This is a genomic window from Methylobacterium brachiatum (genome assembly GCF_900113845.1).
In the GTDB taxonomy this organism is placed as follows: domain Bacteria; phylum Pseudomonadota; class Alphaproteobacteria; order Rhizobiales; family Beijerinckiaceae; genus Methylobacterium; species Methylobacterium brachiatum.
In genome coordinates this window covers 1-15,426 of record NZ_FOQW01000005.1, presented here as the reverse complement: position 1 = coordinate 15,426, position 15,426 = coordinate 1, and the positions used below count along the sequence as shown (strand labels likewise).

Sequence of the window (15,426 nt, the reverse complement as noted above, 5' to 3'; positions counted from 1 at the left end):
GCGCGGCGTTGTCGGGCCAGCACCCGATGCCGCCGCGCGGTTCTCATCCCTTGGCCCGCAGCGCCTCGACCCCTGGCAGGGCCTTGCCCTCAAGCCACTCGAGGAAGGCGCCACCCGCGGTGGAGACGTAGGTGAAGTCGGCGGCCACGCCCGCGTGGTTCAGGGCGGCCACCGTGTCGCCGCCGCCCGCCACCGAGACGAGCTGGCCGGCCTTGGTGCGCGCGGCCGCATGCTTGGCGGCGGCCACCGTGGCGGCATCGAAGGGCGCGAGCTCGAAGGCGCCGAGCGGGCCGTTCCAGACCAGGGTCTTGGCGCCGTCGATGGCGGCGTTGATCTCGGCGACGGAGCGCGGGCCGGCATCGAGGATCATGCTGCCCTCGGGCACCGAATCCACCGGCACGGTCTCGTGGGGAGCCTGGGCCTTGAACTCGGTCGCCGCCACAGCGTCCACCGGCAGGATGATCCTGCAGCCGGCCTTCTTGGCGGCCGCCAGGATGCGGGTGGCGGTCTCGGCGAGGTCCTTCTCGCACAGGGACTTGCCCACCGCCTTGCCCTGCGCGTGCAGGAAGGTGTTGGCCATGCCGCCGCCGATCACCAGCATGTCGACCTTGGCGACGAGATTCTCCAGCAGGTCGATCTTCGACGACACCTTGGCGCCGCCGACGAGCGCGATCACCGGGCGCTGCGGCGCCTCCAGGCCCCTGGTCAGGGCTTCGAGCTCCGCCTGCATCTCGCGGCCGGCATAGGCCGGCAGGCGGTGGGCCAAGCCCTCGGTGGAGGCGTGGGCGCGGTGGGCCGCCGAGAACGCCTCGTTGACGTAGATGTCGCCGTTGGCGGCGAGCGCGTCGGCGAAGGCCGGGTCGTTCTTCTCCTCGCCAGCGTGGTAGCGGGTGTTCTCCAAAAGCAGGACGTCGCCGTCCTTCAGGGCCGCGACGGCCCGGGCCACATCGTCGCCGACGCAGTCGGCCGCGAAGGCGACCGGGCGGCCGAGCGCCTGGCTCAGCGCCGGCACCACCGGCTCCAGGGAATCCTTGGGCTCGCGCTTGCCCTTGGGGCGGCCGAAATGCGCCAGCAGGATCACCTTGGCGCCCTTGTCGGCGACCTCCCGGATCGTCGGGACGACACGCGCGATGCGGGTCGCGTCGGTGACGCGGCCGTTCTCCATCGGCACGTTGAGATCGACGCGCATCAGCACGCGCTTGCCGGTCAGGGCGCCGGCGTCGTCGAGGGTGCGGAAGGCGCTCATGCGGTCCTGTTGCGATTACTGGGCGGTGGTGGCGGCCGGCGCCGGGATCAGGCGGTCGAGGTTCAGGCGCTGCACGGCGACCATCAGCACGACGGTGAGGATCGCAGTGATCACCGCGGTCAAAACCAGCGCGCCGGTCCCGGGCAGGCGCCGGGTGCGGTCGGACAAGCCGCGCATCTCGGTGCGCAGGGCAGCAAGGTCGGATTGCCGGGCGGATTCATTCATCCGGTTGGCGGCGTTCTCGACCTTGTCCTCGACCCGGGACAGCAGCGCCTCCGAGCGGGCGTACTTGTCCTCGATCCGCGAGCACTTGTCCTCGATGCGAGCGAGCTGGTCGAGGAGGTGACTGGCCGGCAGCCCCTGCGACGGCGTCGTGGCAACCGGCGTCACGGCCGCCGGGGTGGCTACGGGTTTCGGCGCGGGCGTCACGACAGTGCCCTGTCCGCTCGACGTGCCCTGCGAAGCGTCGGTCATCCCGGGATGATCCCTGGTTCGAGGTTGGGCCGTTCGGTCCGAAAGACGCCCGCCGTCCCTTTCCGGGTCGACGGGCGGTGCGCGTCAGATGAGCTTGGCCATCGCCACGGCGGTGTCGGCCATGCGGTTCGAGAAGCCCCACTCGTTGTCGTACCAGGTCAGGATGCGCACCAAGACGCCGTCCATCACCTTGGTCTGGTCGAGATGGAAGGTCGAGGAATGCGGATCGTGGTTGAAGTCGATGGACACGTTCGGCTGGTCGGTCACGCCGAGCACGCCCTTGAGCGGGCCGGCGGCGGCCGCCTTGATCGCGTCGTTGATCTCCTGGACGGAGGTCGCGCGCTTGGCCGTGAACACCAGATCCACCGCCGAGACGTTCGGGGTCGGCACGCGGATCGCGGTGCCGTCGAGCTTGCCCTTCAGCTCCGGCAGGACCAGACCCACCGCCTTGGCGGCGCCGGTGGAGGTCGGGATCATCGAGAGCGCGGCGGCGCGGCCCCGATAGAGATCCTTGTGCATCTGGTCCAGCGACGGCTGGTCGTTGGTGTAGGAGTGGATCGTGGTCATGAAGCCGCGCTCGATGCCCACCGCCGCATCCAGCACCTGGGCGACCGGCGCCAGGCAGTTGGTGGTGCAGGAGGCGTTCGAGACCACGAGGTGCTCGGCGGTCAGCTTGTCGTGGTTGACGCCGTAGACCACGGTCAGGTCGGCGCCATCGGCCGGGGCCGAGACCAGGACGCGCTTGGCGCCGGCGTCGAGATGGGCCTTGGCCTTGTCCTTCGAGGTGAAGATGCCGGTGCATTCGAGGGCGATGTCGACGCCGAGATCGCGGTGCGGCAGCTCGGCCGGGTTGCGCACGGCCGTGACCTTGATGCGCTTGCCGTTGACCACCAGGAACTCGCCGTCCACCGCGACCTCGCCGGGGAACCGGCCGTGCACGGAATCGAAGCGGAGCAGGTGGGCGTTGGTCTCCACCGGGCCGAGATCGTTGATCGCCACGACCTCGATGTCGGTGCGGCCCGCTTCCGCGATCGCGCGCAGGACGTTGCGGCCGATGCGTCCGAACCCGTTGATGGCAACCTTCGTCACGGCGTCACTCCTTCCTGATGCGGCTCACCGCGCGCCGGACCGGCGGGGACGATCCTCGGCGCGGTCTCGGCAGCCCGGGTCCAGGCCGACCGGGCGGGGCGGATCTGGGCGGGCGGGTTTGAACCTGCGATGAACCGGGCCGGGAGAGGCCGGGCTCCGCTTCCCTCACGCGTCGGCTCCGACGGTGGCGGCAGGGGTCTCGGGACTGTCACGGACCGGCCATCCGGCATGTCTCTTGCGGTCTCTTCCGAGAGCGCGCGGCTGTCTAACATGGCGCCTCGACCTGTCAAACGCGAGCCTGTGACAAACACGGGCGTATCCCACATCCAATAAACAGCCTTCGGCGCAGGCGATTGCTGAGACGTGACGGATCAAGGCGTCCGCGATCACGGCGCGATCGCGGAGGGCCGCTCGGCGAGACCTGTCGCGCGCCGAACCGGTCGCGCCCCGCGGGCGTCGCGCCGGGGCGCGGCCGACAATTCGGGCTGGCATTCTCCGGGCATCCGGTCGAAACTTGCCTCCCTGACGCATCGTCCTTCCCGAAGCCGGCGCTCCCGTTTCGGGGCGATGCGCGCGGTACGCGGAGCCCCATGGCCGACGACACCCCAGACCCGAGCCCCCCAGACCCGAGCCCCATCGACGCCGCCTTCGCCCGGCTGGAGGCCGCGCTGACCCGCCTAGACGCGGTCGTCGCCCGCCGCCTGGAGGCCGAGGCCGAGCCGGACGACCGGGATGCCGAGCTGGCGCTGATGGACGAGGACCGGGCCCGGCTCGCCGCCGCCCTGGACGCGGCGAGCGCGCAGCTCGCCGCAGTCGAGGCGACCACCGGCGTGGTCGGCCAGAGGCTCGACCGCGCGATCCAGACGGTCCAGGGCGTGCTCGGACGCGCCTGACCGGTATCCTGACGCGCCGCCCACCGGAGCGATCCTTGCCCCAGATCAACGTGACCATCGACGGAAAGCTCTACCGCATGGCCTGCGGCGCCGGCGAGGAGGAGCATCTCACCGGGCTGGCCGAGAGCTTCGGCACGCGCATCGGCGAGATGCGCAAGAGTTTCGGCGAGATCGGCGACATGCGCCTGCAGGTGATGGCGGCCCTCACCATCGCCGACGAGCTGGCCGAGCTGCGCGCCCGCCACGCCGCCCTGGAGGCCGAGACGGCCGAGCTGCGCAAGGCCGCCGAGGCCGCCGAGCGCAACCGCGCCGAAGACGCCGCCCGCGCCGCCGACGGGATCGGGCGTGCCGCCGAGCGGATCGGGCAGCTGGCCGATGCGCTGGGTGGGAGCGGCGTGGGGAAGGGAGGGGTGGCGCGGGAGGTGGTGTGAGGTAAGACGGCGGGATGTCGCCGTGGGCCCTCAGCAGAGGGGAGGCGTTCTTCGCACAGGGGGCGCCGTTCCGGTCGGATCGAGATGCTAGCCCCTATCGATCAATATCGATGAGACGTGCCTGACCGGACCGAAATGTTCACGGCCCGGGACAATCGAGGATGCCGGGTTGCGTAAGACGAGACCAGCAAAACCGGTTCCTGCTTCCGAGAAGCCCGCGCCGGGGCGATCGCGTGCCGCCGTCAGATCGCCTCGCGGCGGCCGCCCGACCAAGGACGAAGCCGAACAACTCAGTTCGCGCATCCTGACGGCGGCGGCCGAGCTGTTCGCGCAACAGGGGTTCGCCGCCACGTCGATGGCGGCAATTACGTCGCGGCGCTGACCGCACCGCCGACCGCGCCCATCACCGCCCCGAATGCCGGCCAGACTTTCCCGCCCATCGTCGCCGACCAGAAGGAAGTCGGGCTGAAATACGATTTCGGTTCCTTCGGGACCAGCCTCGCATTCTTCGAGATCATCCGGGCCAACGCGTCCCAGGACCCGGCCACGCTGCAGTTTGCCGTCAACGGCCTCCAGCGCAACCGCGGGATTGAACTCAACGTCTTCGGCGAGCCGGTCCCGGGCCTCCGGCTCCTCGGCGGCGTCGCGGCGATCGATGGGCGCCTCGTCAGGACGGCCGGCCACACCTTCGACGGAAAGGCCGCCCCGGGCGTGCCCGACATCACGATCAACCTGTACGGCGAGTACGATCTCCCGGCGTGGCTACTGCCCGGCGTCACCGCCACCGGCCGCGTCATCCATACCGCCCGGCAGTTCTACGATAAGAGCAATCGACAGGTCGTTCCGGACTGGACGCGCTTCGATACCGGACTACGCTACACATTCATCGGATCTTGGGGGAAACCCGTAACTTTGCGTGCAGACGTCGTGAACGTGTTCAACACGAACTATTACGCGTCGTCGGGCTTCTCGGGGATCCTGTCGTTGGGAACACCGCGGACATACCTGCTCTCGGCACAGATGGATTTTTAGGCGCCATTCCTGGAAGCTCCGGAGTGATTCCGCAGAGGAGCAGCCTGACACGATGACCGACGCCCCGCGTGTGCGTGCCTTCCGGATATGGTCGCTGATCCATACCTGGACCAGCCTGATCAGCATGATCTTCCTGCTGATGCTGTGCCTGACCGGCCTGCCGCTGATCTTCCACCACGAGCTCGATCACCTGCTCGGTTACGAGCCTCCCTTGCCCGAGATGCCGGCGGGTACGCCCCACGTTCCGCTCGACCGGATCGTGGCGACGGCCGCGGCGACGAGGCCGGCGCAGGTCGTGCAGTTCGTCTTCTTCGACAAGGACGAGCCCGATGCGGTGCTGATCGGGCTCGGCAAGACGCTCCAGACGGTTCCGGCCGACAGTTTCGTGGGGCTCGATCTCCGCACGGCGGAGGTGCTAATGGAGACGGCACCCGGGGCCGGCCCGATCGGCTTCCTGCTCAAGCTGCACACCGACCTGTTCCTGGACCTGCCCGGCAAGCTGTTCCTCGGGGTGATGGCGCTCCTGTTCGTCGTCGCGATCGTCTCGGGCGTGGTGCTCTACGGTCCCTTCATGCGGAAGCTCGATTTCGGCACCGTGCGCCGGGGCCGCGCCGCACGGATCAAGTGGCTCGACTGGCACAACCTGTTGGGCGCCGCGACGATCGTCTGGGCGCTCGTTGTCGGCACGACCGGCGCCGTCAACACCTGGGCCGACCTGATGCTCAAGCTCTGGCAGATGGGCCAGCTTGCCGAGATGACCGCGCCCTACCGCGACGCGCCGCGTCCTGAGACGCTCGTCTCCCTCGACCAAGCGGTGGCGACGGCCCAGGAAGCGGCGCCGGACATGCGCACGCAGTTCATCGCGTTCCCCGGGACGCCGTTCTCCAGCAACAATCACTACGCGGTGTTCATGGCCGGCAACACGCCGCTGACGGCGCGGCTGCTCAAGCCGGCCCTGATCGACGCGCGGACCGGCGACCTCACCGACATGCGCGCCATGCCCTGGTACGTGCAGGCCCTGTTCCTGTCGCAGCCGCTGCATTTCGGGGATTACGGCGGCCTGCCGCTCAAGCTCGTCTGGGCCCTGTTCGACCTGGCGACGATCATCGTGCTGGGCAGCGGTCTGTATCTCTGGGTCGCGCGCCGGCGGCCGCGGGCGTCCCGAGCCGCTGCTCCCCCGAGCCGGGCGAAGGCATCCGAGGGAGCGGCCCGATGACGGACCGGACGCATCGGATCTGGACGGCACCAGGGATCATCGCCGCCGCGACTGCGGTCAGCCTCATCGGCGCCCTGTTGGCCGAGGGGATCTGGGACGCCGTCGCAGCCGGCCTGCTCTTCGCGGCGCTGGCCTATGCGGCGGGGTTGGGCCTCAGGTCGACCAAGGGTTAGGCCCCGTCCCGCACCCTCAACCCACCGTCTCCGCGATATACCGCCCCAACGCCGCCGCGGCCCGCAGCATGTGCGCCCGCATGCGCTTCGCGGCCAGTTCGCCGTCGCCCTCGGCGATGGCGGAGAGAATCTCGCCGTGCTCGTCCCGGGAGCGGCGGATCCGGTCGGCGTGGCGGAGCTGCGTCCGGCGGAAGGCGGCCAGGCGCTCGCGGATTGCCAGGGCCTGCTCGGCCATGAAGCCGTTATGGGTCGCCGCGTAGAGCGACTCGTGGAAGGCGCGATTGAGCCGGTCGTAGGCGTCCACGTCCCCGGCCACCACGGCGGCGGCGGAATCCTCGTGGAGGTCCATCAGCCGGCCGCGCTCCAGCGGCGTCATCCGGTAGGTCGCGAGTCGGGCGCACATCGCCTCGATCTCCGCGGTGGTCTCGAACATGTCGGCGATGCGCTCAGGGGTCAGCCGGGCGACCACCACGCCCCGCCGCGGCCGGACCTCCACCAGCCCCGAGGCGGCGAGCTGGCGCAGCGCCTCCCGCACCGGGGTGCGCGAGGCGCCGTAGCGCTGGGCGAGGTTCTGCTCGTCGAGCGCCGTGCCGGCCTGGAGCTCGCCCGCGGTGATCGCGTCGGTGAGCGCGTTGCGGATCCGGTCCGAGAGCAGCCCGCTGTCGATCTTCTGGAATTCGCCGTGCATCAACTGGTCCCGCGCCCCGGGGATCCTCAACCGACCAGCGCCCGCACCGTCAAGTAGAAGATCGAGGGACCGACCAGGCAGCCGATTCCGGTGTGGAAGGTGGCGGTGAGTGCCCCGTAGGGCACGAGCTTCGGGTCGGTGGCCGCGAGCCCGCCCGCGACCCCGCTCACCGTGCCCATCAGGCCGCCATAGGCCATGGCCGAGCGCGGGTTGTCGAGGCCGATCAGCTTGGCCACCAGCGGCGTGCCGACCATCACCATCACGGCCTTGGTCACCCCGGTGGCGATGGACAGCGCCATGACGGTGGAATCCGCCCCGATCGCCGCCCCGGTCACCGGCCCGACGATGTAGGTGATCGCGCCGGCGCCGATCGTCGTGATCGAGACCGCGTCGTGGTAGCCGAAGGCGACGGCCGTGAGCGTGCCGACGAGGAACGGGATGATCGTGCCGAGCGCCAGCGCCAGCACGCCGATCAGCCCGGCCCGGCGGGCCTCGGTCACGTCGACCTCGAAGGCGGTGGCGACGATGGCGAAGTCGCGCAGCATCGCCCCGCCCATCAGGCCGATCCCGGCCAGGGCCGGGATGTCGGCGATGCCCTTCTTCCCGCCGGTATACAGGCCGCCGAGATAGGCGAGCGCCAGCCCCAGCACGATCGCGATGGCCGAGCCGTGAACGCGGCCCTTCGTGAAGCGTTTGGCTGCCAGGTTGGAGACCAGGATCAGGGCGCCCACGACCGCGAAGGCCGCCACCAAGCTCTGCTCGATGAAGACGTGCTCGATGCCGTGCCAGACGTCATGTCCGAATTCCATGGCGCTCACCCCCGTCTCGCGGCCGGGATCGCGGGCGGTGCGCCCACGATCGGATCCGCCTGGCCGCCGATCACCGACCCGCCGTGCTCGACCTCCGGGCTGCCCGGGTCGCGCCGGCCGATCCGGCTCAGCAGCGCCACGGCGCCGAAGCACAGGACGAGCGAGCCGGTGGCCGCGATGATCACGATCGGGCCGCCGCTCACCGCCGCGACCACGTTCTGCTGGGCCGCCATGGCGACCACGATCGGGATGTACATGCCGGCCCAGAACTCGACGCCGAACTGCACGCCCTTGGTCAGGCTGCCCCGACGGGAGAGCCAGAGGCGGGCGACGATCAGCAGGATCATGGCGATGCCGACGCCGCCGACATTGGCCTTCACGCCCAGCGCGACGCCGAGGAGATCGCCGAGATACACGCCGATCAGCGTGCACGCGGCCAGGAGGGCGACACCCAGGACGATCATCGGCGTTGCCCTCCGGCAAGACCGGTCTCGGCGCAGCGCTGCGCCCGTCTCGACGCGCTCGGCATGGGGCGTTTCCTTCCCGAATCAGTCGTTTGTTGCTTGTCGGCCAGTATGCAAGATATTGACACTTCGGCAATCCCGTATACGAAACCGTGATTGGAACGGGGTAGAAAATGCGCAAACCGGGACATACCCTGGTTTTTGCATACACGAAGGGGACGCCGGATGACCCAGTGGCGCGGCGAACGAGAGGCGCGCGACGCCCGCATCGCGGCGGGGCGTGCCCATGCCGACGGCAAGGTGGTCCCGGCCGGGTCCGTCGTTGACCTGCTGGAGGCGGTGCTCCGCCCCGGTGACCGGGTCTGCCTGGAGGGCGACAACCAGAAGCAGGCGGATTGCCTGGCCAGGGGGCTCGCCGCCTGCGACCCGGGCAAGGTCCACGACCTCCACATGGTCCAGTCGGGGATCGTGCTGCCGGAGCATCTCGACGTGTTCGAGACCGGCATCGCCAAGCGGCTCGACTATTCCTATTCCGGCCCGCAGGGCGCGCGCATCGCCAAGATGCTCTACGGCGGCCAGATCCAGCTCGGCGCGGTCCATACCTACCTCGAGCTGTTCGCCCGGTATTTCGTGGACCTCACGCCCCACGTGGCGCTGATCGCCGGCGTCTCGGCCGACCGGGACGGCAACCTCTATACCGGCCCCAACACCGAGGACACGCCCACCGTCGTGGAGGCCACCGCCTTCAAGAACGGCGTGGTCATCGCCCAGGTGAACCAGATCGTCGACAAGGTCCCGCGGGTCGACATCCCGGGCGACCGGGTCGACTTCGTGGTCGAGGCCGACACGCCGTTCTACGTGGAGCCGCTGTTCACCCGCGACCCGGCGGCGATGACCGAGACCCAGATCCTGATCGCCATGATGGCGATCAAGGGCATCTATGCCGAGTACGGCATCCGCCGGCTCAATCACGGGATCGGCTTCGGCACGGCGGCGATCGAGCTGCTCCTGCCGACCTACGGCGAGAAGCTGGGCCTCAAGGGCCAGATCTGCACCCATTGGGCGCTCAACCCGCACCCGACCCTGATTCCCGCGATCGAATCCGGCTGGGTCCAGCAGGTGCACTGCTTCGGCTCGGAAGTCGGCATGGACCGCTACATCCGGGCGCGGCCGGACATCTTCTTCACCGGGGCGGACGGGTCCCTGCGCTCGAACCGGGCATTCTGCCAGACGGCCGGCCTCTACGCCTGTGACATGTTCATCGGCGCGACGCTGCAGATCGACCTGATGGGCCATTCCTCGACGATCACGCAGTCGCGGGTGGCGGGCTTCGGCGGCGCGCCCAACATGGGCTCCGATCCGCATGGCCGCCGACACCCCTCCGATGCCTGGATGAAGGCCGGCCGCGAAGGTCAGGTCGTCGGCGACCCCGCGCTGATGCGCGGCCGCAAGCTGGTGGTGCAACTGGTCGAGACCTTCGGGGAGAAGCTGGTGCCGACCTTCGTAGAGAAGCTCGATGCCCTGGAGCTGGCGAGAAAGATCGGGCTCGAGCTGGCGCCGGTGATGATCTACGCCGACGACGTCACCCACATCGTCACCGAGGAGGGCATCGCCAACCTGCTGCTCTGCCGCGACGCGGACGAGCGCGAGCAGGCGATCCGCGGGGTGGCCGGCTACACCGATGTCGGCCGCGGCCGGGACCGAGCCAAGGTCGAGGAGCTGCGCGCCCGCGGCGTGATCCGCCGGCCCGAGGATCTGGGCATCGAGCCCCTCGATGCCGACCGGGCGCTGCTCGCCGCCAAGTCGATCAAGGATCTGGTCCACTGGTCGGGGGGCCTCTACGAGCCGCCCGCGAAGTTCCGGAACTGGTAGGGAGGCGCGTTGAACCGGGCCTCTCCCACCCGCGCCCTCATCCTGAGCTGCCGGGCGACCGCGGGTCGGCCGGCCACGTAGGAGGCCTCCGGGGGCCGCCGAGATCACTGGACGCCTCCTTCGAGGCCTCCGCTACGCTCCGGCACCTCAGGATGAGGTGTTCTGTTTGGATGACGGGACGTCCTGCGAGGAACCGACCATGGAATCCCTGACCTTCCGCCACACCACGAAAAAACCGCTGCCCGGCTCGGTGCCGAATGCCATCACGGGCGTGGTGGCCTCGGGCAACCTCGAGATCCTGCTGGAGCGGGTGTTGCCGCCGGATGCCTGCGAGGTCGCGATCGAGACGCCGATCGCCGGCTACGGGCCCGTCTGGGAGGCGGTGGTGGCGGATTTCGTCGCCCGGGCCCAGCCCGGCGGCCTGCGCATCAGCATCAATGACGGCGGCGCCCGTCCCGACACCGTGTCCCTGCGCCTGCTTCAGGGCGCCCGGCTGATGGAGGCCTGACCATGGCTGGCGCGCACGCCGCGAGCACCGATCCCGACGCCCTGAGCTGGTACGAGGCCACGGCCCGCCAGCGCGTGGTGGCGCTGGCCGATCCCGGCAGTTTTCAGGAGTTCCTGCCTCCGACCGAGCGGCGCATGAGCCCGCATCTGCCGCTATTCGACCTGCCGCGCGCCTTCGACGACGGCATCGTGGTCGGCCGGGCCAAGCTCGACGGCAAGCCGGTGCTCGTGGCCGCCCAGGAGGGCCGGTTCATGGGCGGCGCCTTCGGGGAGATTCACGGCGCGAAGCTCGTGGGCCTGCTGCGCGCCGCGCTCATCCTGAAGCCGGCGGCCGTGCTGATCCTGTTCGATACCGGCGGCGTCCGGCTGCAGGAGGCCAATGCCGGCGAGACCGCCATCGCCGAGACCATGCGGGCGATCGTCGACGTCCGGGCGGCCGGCATCCCGGTGATCGGGCTGATCGGCGGCCGGGCCGGCTGCTACGGCGGCGGCGGCCTGATCGCTGGCACCTGCTCGCGGCTCGCCGTCTCCGAGGGCGGCCGAATCTCGGTCTCGGGCCCCGAGGTGATCGAGACCAACAAGGGTGCGGAAGAGTTCGATTCCCGCGACCGGGCGCTGGTCTGGCGGACCATGGGCGGCAAGCACCGCCGGCTGATCGGCGGGGCCGACGCCTTCTGCGCCGACAGCGTCTCGGCTTTCCGCGAAGCCGCCCTGGACCTGATCGGCCGGGCGCCCGCCTTCGACCTCGCCACGCTCGAGGCGGAGCAGGAGCGCCTCGAATCGCGCCTCGCACGCTTCGGCGATTGCCGGGACGCCACGGATGTCTGGGCCCGGCTCGGCGTCAACGACCCGGACGCGGTGCCCGCCATGGACACGCGCGCCTTCGACGAGACCGTGGCCCGCGTGCGGGAGGCTGACCATGACGCTCGCTGAGATCCTGGCCGGGCTGTTTCCGCAGGGCCATTCCGTCAGCGTGCGCGACAGCCTCGTCACCGGGGGCGGCGCGTTCGCGGACGGGACCCTTCATGTCGTGGGGGTCGACGGCGACACGCCTCTCGGGGTCGATGGGGCACTCGTCCTGTCCCGCGCCGTGCTCGACGTGGTCCGGGCCGGCGACAAGGCGCCGATCCTGGTGGTGGTCGATTCCGATAGCCAGCGCATGAGCCGGCGCGACGAGCTCCTGGGGCTCAACGAGTGCCTGGCCCATCTCGCCAAGGCGCTGCTGCTCGCCGACCGCTCCGGCCACCCGACCATCGGGCTGATCTACGGTCACTCGGCCGCCGGCGCCTTCATCGCCACCGCACTGGCGACCCGGATCCTGGCGGCGCTGCCGGGCGCCAACCCGAGCGTGATGGACCTGCCCTCGGTGGCGAAGGTGACCAAGCTGCCCCTCGACAAGCTCCAGGAGATGGCGAAGTCGACGCCGGTCTTCGCCCCCGGGATCGACAACATGGTGGCGACCGGGGCGGTCCACGTCGTTCTGGATCCGGCCAAGCCGCTCGACGGCCAGATCCGCGACCTGATCACCAACCTCCAGCCCGGCGACGACCGCGACCGCCTCGGCGAGGAGCGCGGCGGCCGGCCGGTGGCGCGGGGGATCAGCGCGGCCGTGATCGCCCAGGCCGGGCGCCGATAGCACCCGCACCCGTCATTGCGAGGGCAGCGAAGCAACCCAGCGATGCGCTCCGTCTTGAGAGCGTGCGCTGCCCTGGGTTGCTTTGCTGCGCTCGCCATGACCGAACGGGAGGCTGAAGATCGTATGTCCCGGCGCCCCAGGAAACGATCGCGGATGGGACAGATGCCTCACCCAACCATCGAGCCCCGCCGGCCCGACACCGTCACCCGGCAGGACCTCGTCCGCGCCGATCCCGACGCCTGGGCGTCCTGGCTCCGCACCCGGGACGATCTCGCGGGCGTGCCGCATCTCGCCGGCTGGGCCGAGGCGGGCCGGCCGTTGATCGTCCGCCGCCGGGTTCCGGGGGAGGGCGCCGCGGCGGTGCCGCTCGGCCTGCCGCTGCCGCCCGCCGACGGCAAGCGCCGGATCGGGCTCGCCCTGCCGGCCGAGCATGTCGCCCGCTTCGACAGCCCGAGCCTCGCGGAGGCCGCGGCCCATGCCCCCGCCGCCTGGCAGGCGACGATCGCGGCTACTGTTGCCCTCGGCGAGCGCTACGGCCTGAACCCGCGCCCGTTCGGCGGCCTGCTGTGGCAGGCGGTGACCGGGCTCACCTACCTGAGTGCCGACTCCGACCTCGACCTGCTCTGGCCCTGCCGGGAACCGGTATCGACCGGCCTGCTCGACGGGCTCGCCACCATCGCGGAACAGGCCCCGATGCGCCTCGACGGCGAGATCCTTCTGCCGGACGGGACCGGCCTGCACTGGCACGAGCTGCGCGACGCACCCGAGGGCGGGACCGTGCTGGCCAAGGGCCTGGACGGCCTGGCGATGCGCCCGGCCGCCGCGTTCCGAACCCGGGAGCCCGCATGAGCGTCGCGATCCTGCTCTCCGGCCAGGGCGGCCAGCATCCGGGGATGTTCGACCTCACCGCCGACCATCCCGCGGCGCAGGCGGTGTTTTCCGCTGCGAAACCGCTCCTCGGCGGCACCGATCCGCGCGACCTCGCCCGGAGCGGCGGCGACGCGCTCCACGCCAACCGGGCCGGCCAGATCCTGTGCTGCACCGCCGCGCTCGCCGCCTGGCGGGCGTTGGGCTTCACGGGCCGGGCCATCGTGGCCGGCTACAGCATCGGCGACCTCGCCGCCTGGGGCGTCGCCGGGCGGATTGCCGATGCCGACATCCTCGCCCTGGCCGCCCGCCGGGCCGAGGCCATGGACGCCGCCTCGGGGGAGGGATTTGGCCTCGCCGGGATCCGGGGCCTCACCCGCGACGCGCTCGACGCCCTGGCCCTCCGGCACGGCTGTCACCTCGCCATCCGCAACGCCGCCGACAGCTTCGTGGTCGGCGGTCGGCGCGACGCCCTCGACGCCCTGTGCCGGGACGCCGCTGCGGCCGGCGCGCAGCGGGCAATCCTGCTGCCGGTCCATACGCCGTCGCACACGCCGCTGCTGGCGGCGGCCAGCGAGGCCTTCCGGGACGCACTCGCCACCGTCACCCTGCGCCGCCCGCCCGCCGAAGCCCCCCGCCTGGTCAGCGGGCTCGACGGCACCACGATCTTCCGCCCCGAGGACGGCCTCGACAAGCTCGCCCGCCAGATCTCCCACACAATCGACTGGGCCGCCTGCCTCGACGCCTGCCGGGAATACGGCGCCGACCGGGTCCTGGAGCTCGGTCCCGGCCACGCCCTGGCGACGATGGCGCGCACGGCGCTGCCCGATGCCCGGATCCACGCGCTGGAAGAGTTCCGCTCGGTCGACGGCGTCGCGGCCTGGCTGACCCAACCCTAGGGCGTGTGCAGGGGGCTCGCCCAGGGCCGCGCATTTCTTCGCGGGTACGGGCAAGGCCGCGCCCGATCTCGCCGCTCCGCGAAGGCGATGCGCGTTCTGGGCCCGCCTTGACGCGCAGGCCGCCGCGGTCGTAGCAGCCGGGCAGCAACGGGACGGGACGGTTTCATGACGGGCAAGCGCGCGCTGATCACGGGGGTTACGGGCCAGGACGGCGCGTATCTGGCGCAGCTGCTGCTGCAGAAGGGCTACACGGTCACCGGCATCGTGCGCCGCTCCAGCCATGCCGGGGTGTTCGACCACAGGTTGAAGTGGCTCGGCATCCTCGACGATGTCGAGCTGGTCGACGGCAACCTGCTGGACCAGTCCGCCCTGCTGCGCATCGTCCAGACCGCCAAGCCGGACGAGATCTACAACCTCGCCGCCCAGTCCTTCGTCACCTCCTCCTGGCAGCAGCCGCTGCTCACCGGCCAGGTGACGGGCCTCGGCGCCGTGCACATGCTCGAATGCCTGCGCTCGGTCGCCCCCCAGGCCCGGTACTACCAGGCCTCGACCTCCGAGATGTTCGGCCTGATCCAGGACGCGCAGCAGAGCGAGACGACGCCGTTCTACCCGCGCTCGCCCTACGGCGTGGCCAAGCTCTACGCGCACTGGATGACGATCAACTACCGGGAGAGCTTCGGGCTGCACGCCTCGAACGGCATCCTGTTCAACCACGAGAGCCCGCTGCGGGGCGTCGAGTTCGTCACCCGCAAGGTCACGGACGCGGTGGCGCGGATCAAGCTCGGCAAGCAGAAGGAGCTGCGGCTGGGCAATATCGACGCCAAGCGCGACTGGGGCCACGCCCGGGACTACGTCCAGGCGATGTGGCTGATGCTGCAGCAGGACAAGCCGGACGATTACGTGATCGCCACCGGCCGCACGACGACGGTGCGGGACATGTGCGTGATCGCGTTCAAGCATGTCGGGCTGAACATCGACGACCACCTGGTGATCGACCCGGCCTTCTTCCGGCCGGCGGAGGTGGAGGTGCTGCTCGGCAACCCGGCCAAGGCCAAGGCGACCTTCGGCTGGGAGGCGCAGACCAGCCTCGAGTCGCTGATCACCGAGATGGTCGACGCCGACATCAAGCG

The 15,426-nt window shown here is 70.5% G+C and carries 18 protein-coding genes; 12 read left to right on the top strand and 6 right to left on the bottom strand.

Annotation, left to right across the window (positions count from 1 at the left end; translation table 11 throughout):
* Positions 1-43 precede the first annotated feature (43 nt).
* The 3 genes from BMZ47_RS06210 to gap form a co-directional block, all read right to left on the bottom strand.
* Positions 44-1,246: a phosphoglycerate kinase gene (locus tag BMZ47_RS06210; protein ID WP_091859851.1), complete on the bottom strand. Its 1,203-nt coding sequence runs from the start codon at positions 1,244-1,246 to the stop codon at positions 44-46.
* A gap of 15 nt (positions 1,247-1,261) precedes the next feature.
* Positions 1,262-1,720 carry a hypothetical protein gene (locus BMZ47_RS06205; RefSeq protein WP_091859847.1) on the bottom strand — a complete coding sequence of 153 codons (459 nt, stop codon included), beginning with the start codon at positions 1,718-1,720 and terminating at the stop codon, positions 1,262-1,264.
* A gap of 84 nt (positions 1,721-1,804) precedes the next feature.
* Positions 1,805-2,809, bottom strand: coding sequence for a type I glyceraldehyde-3-phosphate dehydrogenase (gene gap, locus BMZ47_RS06200; protein WP_091859846.1), 1,005 nt, complete (start codon positions 2,807-2,809; stop codon positions 1,805-1,807).
* A 590-nt stretch (positions 2,810-3,399) separates the two neighbouring features.
* Here gap and BMZ47_RS06195 point away from each other — a divergent pair.
* The 5 genes from BMZ47_RS06195 to BMZ47_RS28430 all read left to right on the top strand — a co-directional run bounded on the left by BMZ47_RS06195 (position 3,400) and on the right by BMZ47_RS28430 (position 6,554).
* Positions 3,400-3,702, top strand: a complete 303-nt coding sequence (locus BMZ47_RS06195; protein WP_091859841.1) for a DUF4164 family protein — start codon at positions 3,400-3,402, stop codon at positions 3,700-3,702.
* A gap of 35 nt (positions 3,703-3,737) precedes the next feature.
* On the top strand, positions 3,738-4,133 hold the full coding sequence (locus tag BMZ47_RS06190) for a cell division protein ZapA (RefSeq protein WP_091859838.1): 396 nt from the start codon (positions 3,738-3,740) through the stop codon (positions 4,131-4,133).
* Positions 4,134-4,361: 228 nt separating this feature from the next.
* Positions 4,362-5,165, top strand: coding sequence for a TonB-dependent receptor (locus BMZ47_RS06180; RefSeq protein ID WP_342029061.1), 804 nt, complete (start codon positions 4,362-4,364; stop codon positions 5,163-5,165).
* A gap of 52 nt (positions 5,166-5,217) precedes the next feature.
* Positions 5,218-6,381, top strand: a complete 1,164-nt coding sequence (locus BMZ47_RS06175) for a PepSY-associated TM helix domain-containing protein (RefSeq protein ID WP_091859828.1) — start codon at positions 5,218-5,220, stop codon at positions 6,379-6,381.
* On the top strand, positions 6,378-6,554 hold the full coding sequence (locus tag BMZ47_RS28430) for a hypothetical protein (protein WP_007568083.1): 177 nt from the start codon (positions 6,378-6,380) through the stop codon (positions 6,552-6,554). Before BMZ47_RS06175 ends, BMZ47_RS28430 begins: the two co-directional genes overlap by 4 nt.
* 16 nt (positions 6,555-6,570) lie before the next feature.
* Here the strand turns inward: BMZ47_RS28430 and BMZ47_RS06170 are convergent, their stop codons facing one another.
* The 3 genes from BMZ47_RS06170 to madL are packed head-to-tail and all read right to left on the bottom strand — an operon-like array spanning position 6,571 to position 8,515.
* Positions 6,571-7,242, bottom strand: coding sequence for a GntR family transcriptional regulator (locus BMZ47_RS06170; protein WP_091859824.1), 672 nt, complete (start codon positions 7,240-7,242; stop codon positions 6,571-6,573).
* A gap of 26 nt (positions 7,243-7,268) precedes the next feature.
* A complete protein-coding gene (gene madM / locus BMZ47_RS06165; RefSeq protein WP_091859821.1) occupies positions 7,269-8,051 on the bottom strand; it encodes a malonate transporter subunit MadM in 783 nt (260 codons plus the stop codon).
* A 5-nt stretch (positions 8,052-8,056) separates the two neighbouring features.
* Positions 8,057-8,515, bottom strand: coding sequence for a malonate transporter subunit MadL (madL, locus tag BMZ47_RS06160; protein ID WP_091859818.1), 459 nt, complete (start codon positions 8,513-8,515; stop codon positions 8,057-8,059).
* A 225-nt stretch (positions 8,516-8,740) separates the two neighbouring features.
* On the opposite strand from madL, the gene mdcA reads away from it, so the two are divergent.
* The 7 genes from mdcA to gmd form a co-directional block, all read left to right on the top strand.
* Positions 8,741-10,387: a malonate decarboxylase subunit alpha gene (gene mdcA, locus BMZ47_RS06155; RefSeq protein WP_091859815.1), complete on the top strand. Its 1,647-nt coding sequence runs from the start codon at positions 8,741-8,743 to the stop codon at positions 10,385-10,387.
* A gap of 199 nt (positions 10,388-10,586) precedes the next feature.
* Entirely contained in the window at positions 10,587-10,895 is a 309-nt protein-coding gene (mdcC, locus tag BMZ47_RS06150) for a malonate decarboxylase acyl carrier protein (protein ID WP_091859811.1), read from the top strand.
* Positions 10,896-10,897: 2 nt separating this feature from the next.
* On the top strand, positions 10,898-11,827 hold the full coding sequence (locus tag BMZ47_RS06145) for a biotin-independent malonate decarboxylase subunit beta (RefSeq protein ID WP_091859809.1): 930 nt from the start codon (positions 10,898-10,900) through the stop codon (positions 11,825-11,827).
* Positions 11,814-12,530, top strand: coding sequence for a biotin-independent malonate decarboxylase subunit gamma (mdcE, locus tag BMZ47_RS06140; RefSeq protein ID WP_091859807.1), 717 nt, complete (start codon positions 11,814-11,816; stop codon positions 12,528-12,530). The genes BMZ47_RS06145 and mdcE overlap by 14 nt, the downstream gene beginning before the upstream one ends.
* A gap of 162 nt (positions 12,531-12,692) precedes the next feature.
* Positions 12,693-13,379 carry a malonate decarboxylase holo-[acyl-carrier-protein] synthase gene (gene mdcG / locus BMZ47_RS06135; RefSeq protein WP_091860500.1) on the top strand — a complete coding sequence of 229 codons (687 nt, stop codon included), beginning with the start codon at positions 12,693-12,695 and terminating at the stop codon, positions 13,377-13,379.
* Positions 13,376-14,296: an acyltransferase domain-containing protein gene (locus BMZ47_RS06130; protein WP_091859804.1), complete on the top strand. Its 921-nt coding sequence runs from the start codon at positions 13,376-13,378 to the stop codon at positions 14,294-14,296. Before mdcG ends, BMZ47_RS06130 begins: the two co-directional genes overlap by 4 nt.
* A gap of 165 nt (positions 14,297-14,461) precedes the next feature.
* Positions 14,462-15,426: GDP-mannose 4,6-dehydratase (gene gmd / locus BMZ47_RS06125; protein ID WP_091859802.1), on the top strand; the 965-nt coding region annotated here is incomplete at its 3' end.